Here is an 8,443-nt window from a genome sequence, read left to right on the forward strand (position 1 = left end):
CGCCGCCTGCCCGACGTTGCGGACGATCTCGTGGGTGGCCGCGCCCTGCTGCTCGACCGCCGCCGCGATGGAGGTCGCGACGCCGTCGATGTCGCGGATCCGCGCCGTGATCGTCCCGATCGCCGCCACGGCCTGACCGGTCGAGGCCTGGACCCGCCCGATCTGGCCGGCGATCTCCTCGGTCGCCCGGGCGGTCTGCTCGGCCAGCGCCTTCACCTCGGTGGCCACGACGGCGAAACCGCGACCGGCCGCACCGGCACGCGCGGCCTCGATCGTGGCGTTGAGCGCCAGCAGGTTGGTCTGGCCCGCGATGGTCGAGATCAGCCCGACCACGTCGCCGATCCGCGTCACCGCCTCGCTCAGCTCCTGGACCAGCGCGCCGGTCTGATCGGCCTCGGCGACGGCCGCGCGCGCGAGGCTGGCCGAGCCGTCGACCTGCCGGCCGATCTCCTGGACCGAGGTGCCGAGCTCCTCGGCCGCCGCCGCCACGGTGCCGACATTGCTGGCCGCCTGCTCGGCCGCGGCCGCGACGGTGCTCGACTGCTCGGCGGTCTGCGCGGCGGTCTCGGTCATGCTCCGGGCCGTCGCCTGCAGGCCGGTCGCCGCGGCCGAGACCTGCGCGACGATCCCGCCGACGGTGTCGGCGAACCGATCGGCGATCTGCCGCATGACGAGGCTGCGCTGGCGCTCCGCGTCCTGCCGGGCCGCCTCGGCCTCGGCCTCGAGCTGCCGGCTGCGGATCAGGTTGTCCTTGAACACCTGCACGGCCGCCGCCATGGCGCCGATCTCGTCGCGGCGATGCTGGAACGGGATCTCGGTTGCCGCCTCGCCCCGCGCCAGCCGCGTCATCGCGCCGGTCATCGCGGAGATCGGCCGCGAGATGTAGACCAGGCCGAAGATCGCCGCGGCCAGTGCCGACACCAGCGAGAGACCGATGCCGGTGATGGCTGCGGCGGACGCGGTGTCGATCCGCGTCATCGCCCTGTCGGCATCCTGTGCCGCAGCCTTCTCGTCGTGGTCTACCAAGCGGGCCAGGGCGGCACGGGCATTGTCGTAGAGCGCGACGACCTCGGGCTTGATCAGCAGCTTGGCCGCCTCCGCCTGCTGACCTGCCTCCATCAGGCGCCGCACGTCCCGATCCGCCTGCTCGAATCGGCTCCACGCCGCGTCGAAGACGCCGTAGTGTTGCCGTTCGTCGGCGGTGCTGATCAGCGGCTCATAGGCGCGGCGCGCGTCGCGCAGCTGCGCGTGCGTCTTCGCGAGGGCTGCCTCGTTGATCACCCGATGCTCCGGCGTGTCCGACAGGAGGATGAGCCGGTACTGCTTGATGCGCACCTCGGACGCCGAAACTTCGATCGCGCCGACCTTCTCGAGGGAGGGGACCCAGTCCTTGGCCAGCGCCCTCGCCACCTCGCCGATCGCGGCCAACTGATGGAGCGATAGGCTGCCCTGCGCGGCTGAAATCAGGGCAAGTCCTGAAAAGAGGAGTGCCAATATTACTTTGATCGGAAGGGAAACGCGCATGTAGATGATCGGCCAGATCCGAGGGTGAGACGGTCGCATCGATCGGATCGATGCCGAAGATCGCATTTAGAGCCTTTGATTTCACGCGCAAGTCGATCCTTCATGGCAGCTATCGTCGATATGTGTGGTATAATGACCGCCGATATGTCCGATCAGTTTTCAAATAATGCATACGCATTACCGGCGCAGATGTTTTCTACGGCGATTAACACTATCGTTTCAGAATCAAATTTTTCTCATCGGAATGAAAGCGTTCTTTAGAAACGATGATTGATGGCTGTGCCGGGCCTCCGCGCGTCGATCCGCTCGGCTGCAGCCGTCCGGCGATGCCGGGGTGATCCCGGGACGGCCGGAACGCCTGCCTCAAATCGCGCGGCCGCGTCGGCCCCGTCTCCCCGCGCTGTCCGAGAGGACGAGTTGCGCCCCGGCTCCCGCTCCGGCATTGGTCCTCAACCGCGAGGAGAGGTGTTGGGCATGTCGACGGGTCGGGTCACCGTGGTCGATCACCCGCTGGTGCAGCACAAGCTCACCTATCTGCGGGACAAGAAGCGCTCGACCAAAGGTTTCCGGCAGATCCTCAACGAGATCGGGATGCTCCTCGCCTACGAGGTGACCCGGGATCTGCCGCTGGAACCGGTGACGATCGAGACGCCGCTCCAGCCGATGCAGGGGCAGCAGATCCAGGGCAAGAAGCTGGTCCTGGCGCCGATCCTCCGCGCCGGGGTCGGCTTCCTCGACGGCATGCTGTCGCTGGTCCCGTCGGCCCGCGTGGCGCATATCGGGCTCTACCGGGATCCCGAGTCGCTGGAGGCCGTGGAGTACTACTTCAAGGCGCCCTCCGATCTGGCTGATCGGACGGTGCTGGTGCTGGATCCGATGCTCGCGACCGCCAACTCGGCCATCGCGGCCCTGGACCGCCTCAAGGCCAGGGGCGCCTCGGACCTCCGCTTCGTCTGCCTGCTGGCGGCGCCGGAGGGCCTCGCCAAGTTCCAGGCCGCCCATCCCGACGTGCCGGTCTGGACCGCGGCGATCGACAGCCACCTGAACGACCACGGCTACATCGTCCCGGGCCTCGGCGATGCCGGGGACCGGATGTACGGCACCCGCTAGCAGCCCGCCTCAGCGCCGGCCGCGCCTGGCTCCGGCACGGCCCTTGCCGACGACGTTGCGGAGGGTCTGCGACAGCTGATCCACCGAGTAGGGCTTCTGGATCAGGTCGAAGCCGTGGACGCCCTCCTGGGCCAGAACGTGGCTGTACCCGGAGGTGAGGACCACCGGCAGATCGGGCAGGCGCCGCTTCAGCTCGCGGGCCATCGCGATGCCGCCCATGCCGGGCATCACCACGTCGGAGAACACGGCGTCGAAACGGAAGGGGATCCTCTCGATCTCGACGAGAGCCTCCTCGGCATTGGTCGCCCAGACGGTCTTGTGACCGAGATCCTCCAGGATCTGCGTGGCGAAGCGGCCGACCTCGATGTTGTCCTCGACCACGAGCACGCAGAGGCTGGCACCGTCGAGCCCGGTCTCCTCGCTGCGCGGGGCGGCGGACAGGTCCGGCGCATCCTCCGCCTGCGGCAGGTAGAGGGTGAAGGTCGTGCCGCGGCCGGGGCTGCTGGACACGTCGACGTCGCCCCCGGACTGCTTGGCGAAGCCGAAGACCTGGGACAGCCCGAGCCCGGTTCCCTTGCCGATTTCCTTGGTGGTGAAGAACGGCTCGAAGATGCGCGGCAGCACGTCGGGCGGGATCCCGATGCCGGTGTCGGACAGCGACACGGCCGCGAAGGTGCTGCGCGATCCCGCGTGCCCGCGGATCGCCGGCATGGGCCGGTCGCCCGAGAGCGTCAGGGTCAGGGTGCCCTCGCCGCCCATCGCGTCGCGCGCGTTCACCGCCATGTTGATCAGCGCGGTCTCGAACTGGCTGAGATCGGCACGGATGTAGCAGGGCGCGGCGGGAATCTCGGCCACCACGCTGATGCGCGCGCCGGTCACCGAATCGAGCATCTCCGCCACGGCCCGCAGTGACGCGCCCACCTCGAACACCTCGGGCTTCAGCGCTTGGCGGCGCGCGAAGGCCAGGAGCTGGCCGGTCAGCTTGGCGGCGCGGTCGACCGTGTCGGAGATCGCCTCGACGTAGCGGCGGCGGCGCTCCTCCGGCAGCGCCGGCCGCTTGAGCAGGTCGGTGGAGGATTTGATCACCGTCAGGAGGTTGTTGAAGTCGTGCGCGACGCCGCCGGTCAGCTGGCCCACCGCCTCGAGCTTCTGCGACTGACGCAGTGCCTCCTCCACCCGCTCGCGCTCGGCGCTCTCGGACTGGAGGCGGGCATGGGCCTCCGCGAGGGCGAGCATGTTGCGTCTCTGCTCGGTCAGATCCGTCAGGACCCCGCACAGGAGGGGCTGGCCGCCCTGGCAGGCGAAGCGGCTCAGCGACAGGAAGGTGGCGCTCTCCGAGCCCGCCGCGTGCAGCGCGATCTCCTCGCGGACGGGATTGTCCATCGCCCGGCGGAACAGGCGGTCGAGGTCGACATCCGCCTGCACGAAATCCTGGAGCGGCCGGCCGGTCAGGCGCTCCTGCGGCTCGCCGAGCATCTCGGCCAGCCGCCGGTTGCAGTAGAGCAGCGTCCCGTCCAGCGCCAGCGTGAAGGCGCCCTCCTGCATCTGCTCGATCAGCGCCCGGTAAGGCCGGTCCGCGTTCTCGAGCGTGTAGACGAGGCGCTCGTGGTTCGGCCCCTCCACCACGACGGCGTCGAAATCGCCCCGGCGGATGGCCGCGAGGGTCTCCTCGCTCTCCTCAAGCCGCGCCTCCAGTTCGCGGATATGGGCGCGGTAGGCGTCGAGCCCGGGCTCGTCGCCGGGCAGCAGGGCATCCACACCCATCAGAACGGCTCCGCGACGGACGCGATCTCGAGGCCGCGGAGCACGCGGCCCTCGTCGAGGAGATCGCCCGAGAGGCGCCGTTCCGGCCCCGGCGCCAGTTTCAGGAGAGTGGGGGCGGCGAGGATCCCGTCGCGCTCGGCAAGCTCGGGCTGCTGATAGATATCGACAATCTCGAGCTCGTAGCGGCCCGGGATGTGGGCCTCGCAGACGCGGCGCAGGACCTCGACCGCGCGCAGCGAGCGCGGCGCGGTTCCGGCCACGAACAGCCGCAACCGGACACGCTCGGCGTCCGCCAACGGGGTCATGGCCGCGTTCAAGGCCGGTCGGCCTTGGGACGGATGTCGAGGCCGACCAGCACCTTCTCGGTGTTCGACAGGTCGCCGATGATCCGCTTCAGCGGCGACGGCAGCCGGCGCACGAGGGTCGGGATCGCCAGGATCTGATCGCCGGCGGCGAGCTGCGGGTTCTTCATGAGGTCGATGACCTCGATGTCGTAGTGGCCGGAGAGATGCTCCTCGCAGAACCGCTTCAGGTTGGTCAGCGCGGCGAGCGACTTGGCCGTCTGCCCGGCAACGTAGAGGCGCAGGTGGTAGTGGCCGGACTCCCGGTCCGGATCCGTCTCGGGTGCCTGGTCGTCCGATGTCGCATCGCTCATTCCGCGGCACTCCGTCGTGCGATCAACGCCTGCTGCTCCGCCTCGCGCGTGACGCCGCGCGCCGACTCCTCGGCACGCAGGCTCTCCTCCTCGTCCACGGCCGCCTCGAGACCGGCCTTGAGCTCCTCGATCTGGCGCTCCAGGGCGGAGCGCCGGCGCGCCATGTCCCGGAGCCTGCGCTCAGCCGCGTCCCGGTGCTGCTGCGCGGCGGCGCGCTCCTGCGCCTCCTGGACCAGGCGCGCCGTGCCGGTGAGGACACCTGAAGGACCAATATAGGCATCGACCAGCTGGATCCCGCCCGACGACATCAGAAATTCGCGGATCTGATTGGAGTGGCTCATGCCCCGCGCCTTGATGACGTAGAGCGTCCGCGTCCGCTCGCCGTTCGCCTCCATGTTCTGGAGCTTGATCCAGGCGTCCATCAGCGAGGACACGCCGAGGTCGTTGTCCTCGATCGAGGCGTCGTCGCCGCGCAGGGTGGTGAAGATCGCCGTGATGCCGCGGACCTTGATCAGGTCGATCATGCGCAGGAGCGTCGCCTGCAGCTCGCCCGACGGCCCGCGCAGGGCGGAGATCGGATCGAGCACCACCACGTCCGGCCGGAACTGGTCGAGGTCGCGGTGCATCCGCGCGAGATGCGTCTCCAGCCCGAACAGGCTCGGCCGCGCGGCCTCGAAGCGGAGCCGGCCGCTCGCCACGTGCGCGGCGAGGTCGAGCCCGATCGAGCGCGCGTTGCGGATGATCTGAGCGCCGCTCTCCTCGAACACGAAGGCCAGGCAGTGCTCGCCGCGCCGGCAGGCCGCGTCGAGGATCGAGGCGGCGAGCATGCTCTTGCCCGTTCCCGCCTCGCCGGAGATCAGGATTCCGGAGCCGCGATGGAAGCCCCGCGGCCCCAGCATGGCGTCGAGCCCCGCGATCCCCGTGGAGAGGATGCCGTCGGGCACCGCGTAGTCGAGCTCCGCCGAGGTCACCGGAAGGACGCTGATCCCCGCGTGATCGATCAGGAACGGGTACTCGTTGGTGCCGTGGGCCGAGCCGCGATACTTCACGACGCGCAGCCGCCGCGTGGTGACCTGGTCCTCGACGCGGTTGTCGAGCAGGACGACGCAGTCGGAGACGTACTCCTCCAGGCCCTGGCGGGTCAGCGGCCCGTCGCCGCGCTCGCCCGTGATGATCGCGGTCAGGCCGCGATCCTTGATCCAGCCGAACAGGCGGCGCAGCTCGGCGCGGAGCAGCGCCGGATCGGTGAAGCTCGCGAACAGGGTCTCGATCGTGTCGAGGACGACGCGCTTGGCCCCGATCGAGTCCACCGCGAAGCCGAGGCGGATGAACAGGCCTTCGAGATCGTACGCGCCGGTCTCCTCGATCTCGCTCCGCTCGACGCGCACGTGGTCGATGGCGAGATGACCGGCGGCAACGAGGCCGTCGAGGTCGTAGCCGAGCGACGCGACGTTCGCCGCCAGATCCTCGGCCCGCTCCTCGAAGCTCATGAACACGCCGGGCTCGCCGTAGAGGGTCGCGCCGTTGACCAGGAAGGTCGTGGCGAACAGCGTCTTGCCGCAGCCCGCCGCACCGCAGATGAGCGTCGGCCGCCCGGCCGGCAGGCCGCCATAGGTCAGGTCGTCGAAACCGGTGATGCCCGTCGCGACCTTGGGCAGTGTCGGGGCGGCTTGCGGAGCGGGCACGATGGGCGAAATCCTGGACGTCTCGGATGCGGGCTGGTCCGGAAGCGCGGCAGCGCTCGCCCCCGTGCCGGGCCGACCGGCCCGATCCGCAGATGCGGACGCGGACGACGGCTCGAACGGCGCGTTGTACGGGCGGAACACCGCTGGGATGCGGTATGGCAACGGGTCAGCCCGCGCAATACGGGTGCGTGACGCGTCCGGCCGGCATCCCGCCGACGGACTGCGCAGACCGACGGAGGGCAACCATGCTCGGCTGGGAGGCTGATGTGAACGACGCCCTGACGGCGCCGGCGGTCGCGCGCAACCGCGACGCGATCCTGGCCGTCCTGCGCGAGGTCCTGCCCGCAAGCGGCACCGTTCTGGAGATCGCCAGCGGTTCCGGCGAGCACGCGGTCCACGTCGCTGCGGCCCTGCCGGGCGTGGACTGGCTGCCGAGCGATCCCGAGCCCGCCGCCCGGCGCAGCATCGCCGCGCACGCGCTGCGCGCGGGGCTCGACAACATCCGGCCGCCGCTCGCCCTCGACGCCGCGGCCGCGGCCTGGCCCGTCGCGCGGGTCGACGGGATCGTCTGCATCAACATGATCCACATCGCGCCCTGGGCCGCCACCGCGGGGCTGATGGCCGGAGCCGGCCGTGTCCTGAGCGAGCGCGGCATCCTGTTCCTGTACGGCCCGTTCCGCGAGGCCGACCGGCCCTTCGCGGAGAGCAACGCCGCCTTCGACGCCTGCCTGCGCGGCCGGGATCCGGCCTGGGGCGTGCGGGACCTCGACGCCGTCGCGGCGGAAGCGGCCCGGCACGGGCTGGACCTGATCCGGCGCGTAGCGATGCCGGCGAACAATCTCAGCGTGATCTTCGAACGTTCGAACAGGTGAGCCGTCGTCTGTCACGGCTTTCCGTATCTGCACACTGTATTCAAGCTGCCGCGTGATGCACAATCCGGTCCTGGACCCGATGCGGCGGCAAAAGCCGCAGGGGCCGCAGGAGGAAGCCCATGCCGATGGAACGCAGCGTTTCGAGTCGGGCCCTGGCCCTGCTCGCAGTGGCCGGATTGTTGGGATCGACGCAGGCGCGGGCCGCCGATCCGATCAAGATCGGGGTGATCGCCGAGGCCCAGTCGGTGGTCGGGGCCTCGATCCCGCAGGCCGTCCAGCTCGCCGCCGACGAGATCAACGCCCAGGGCGGCGTCGACGGCCGCCAGATCCAGGTCGTCACCTACGACGACAAGTCCTCCGCCTCCGACGCGGTCCGCGCCTTCCAGCGGGCGGTCTCCGAGGACAAGGTCAACCTCGTCATCGCCAGCTACATCTCGGAGGTCGTGCTGGCGCTGATGCCCTGGGCGGCCCGGCTCAAGACGCCGATGATCACGCCGGGCGCGGCCTCGAACGAGATCAGTCTCGCGGTCCACAAGGACTACGCCCGCAACAAGTACACCTTCCACGGCTACCTGACCTCGGCGGCCCTGGCCCAGTCGATCTGCGACTCGACCAAGGACTTGCTGATCGACCTGATGAAGGTGAAGACCGCCGCGATCATGAGCGAGGACGCCGCCTGGACCCGGCCGCTCGACGTCGGCTACGAGAAGTGCCTGCCGGAGATCGGCGTGAAGGTGGTCGATCACATCCGCTTCTCGCCGGACACGGGCGACTTCACGCCGATCTACAACAAGATCGAGGCGGCCAAGCCCGACCTGATCGTCACCGGCATC

General features: G+C 69.7%; 8 protein-coding genes. 3 read left to right on the plus strand and 5 right to left on the minus strand.

What is annotated here, in order from left to right; genetic code table 11:
* Positions 1-1,524: methyl-accepting chemotaxis protein (locus ACTJK8_RS31725; protein WP_440763147.1), on the minus strand; the 1,524-nt coding region annotated here is incomplete at its 3' end.
* A 474-nt stretch (positions 1,525-1,998) separates the two neighbouring features.
* Here ACTJK8_RS31725 and upp point away from each other — a divergent pair.
* The gene (gene upp / locus ACTJK8_RS31730) at positions 1,999-2,634 is read left to right on the plus strand and encodes a uracil phosphoribosyltransferase (protein ID WP_029359962.1); all 636 of its coding nucleotides are present in this window, start codon (positions 1,999-2,001) and stop codon (positions 2,632-2,634) included.
* A gap of 9 nt (positions 2,635-2,643) precedes the next feature.
* Here upp and ACTJK8_RS31735 read toward each other — a convergent pair whose 3' ends face one another.
* The 4 genes from ACTJK8_RS31735 to kaiC are packed head-to-tail and all read right to left on the minus strand — an operon-like array spanning position 2,644 to position 6,738.
* Entirely contained in the window at positions 2,644-4,398 is a 1,755-nt protein-coding gene (locus ACTJK8_RS31735) for a PAS domain-containing sensor histidine kinase (protein ID WP_024829610.1), read from the minus strand.
* Positions 4,398-4,703, minus strand: a complete 306-nt coding sequence (locus ACTJK8_RS31740) for a circadian clock KaiB family protein (RefSeq protein ID WP_029359961.1) — start codon at positions 4,701-4,703, stop codon at positions 4,398-4,400. The genes ACTJK8_RS31735 and ACTJK8_RS31740 overlap by 1 nt, the downstream gene beginning before the upstream one ends.
* Positions 4,704-4,711: 8 nt before the next feature.
* The gene (locus ACTJK8_RS31745) at positions 4,712-5,053 is read right to left on the minus strand and encodes a circadian clock KaiB family protein (RefSeq protein WP_012319919.1); all 342 of its coding nucleotides are present in this window, start codon (positions 5,051-5,053) and stop codon (positions 4,712-4,714) included.
* Positions 5,050-6,738: a circadian clock protein KaiC gene (gene kaiC, locus ACTJK8_RS31750; protein WP_440763148.1), complete on the minus strand. Its 1,689-nt coding sequence runs from the start codon at positions 6,736-6,738 to the stop codon at positions 5,050-5,052. The genes ACTJK8_RS31745 and kaiC overlap by 4 nt, the downstream gene beginning before the upstream one ends.
* A gap of 245 nt (positions 6,739-6,983) precedes the next feature.
* Between kaiC and ACTJK8_RS31755 the strand changes: the two genes are divergently transcribed.
* Together ACTJK8_RS31755 and ACTJK8_RS31760 are read left to right on the plus strand one after the other, a co-directional pair.
* Positions 6,984-7,610: a DUF938 domain-containing protein gene (locus ACTJK8_RS31755; protein ID WP_440763149.1), complete on the plus strand. Its 627-nt coding sequence runs from the start codon at positions 6,984-6,986 to the stop codon at positions 7,608-7,610.
* Positions 7,611-7,729: 119 nt separating this feature from the next.
* Positions 7,730-8,443: ABC transporter substrate-binding protein (locus ACTJK8_RS31760; RefSeq protein ID WP_440763150.1), on the plus strand; the 714-nt coding region annotated here is incomplete at its 3' end.

Origin of the sequence: Methylobacterium sp. 22177 (assembly GCF_052045615.1) — a bacterium.
GTDB classification, from domain to species: Bacteria; Pseudomonadota; Alphaproteobacteria; order Rhizobiales; family Beijerinckiaceae; genus Methylobacterium; species Methylobacterium radiotolerans.

Coding starts and splice junctions, on each gene's coding strand:
- upp (WP_029359962.1), top strand. CDS start 1,999: ATGTCGACGGGTCGGGTCACCGTGGTCGATCACCCGCTGGTGCAGCAC.
- ACTJK8_RS31735 (WP_024829610.1), bottom strand. CDS start 4,398: ATGGGTGTGGATGCCCTGCTGCCCGGCGACGAGCCCGGGCTCGACGCC.
- ACTJK8_RS31740 (WP_029359961.1), bottom strand. CDS start 4,703: ATGACCCCGTTGGCGGACGCCGAGCGTGTCCGGTTGCGGCTGTTCGTG.
- ACTJK8_RS31745 (WP_012319919.1), bottom strand. CDS start 5,053: ATGAGCGATGCGACATCGGACGACCAGGCACCCGAGACGGATCCGGAC.
- ACTJK8_RS31755 (WP_440763149.1), top strand. CDS start 6,984: ATGCTCGGCTGGGAGGCTGATGTGAACGACGCCCTGACGGCGCCGGCG.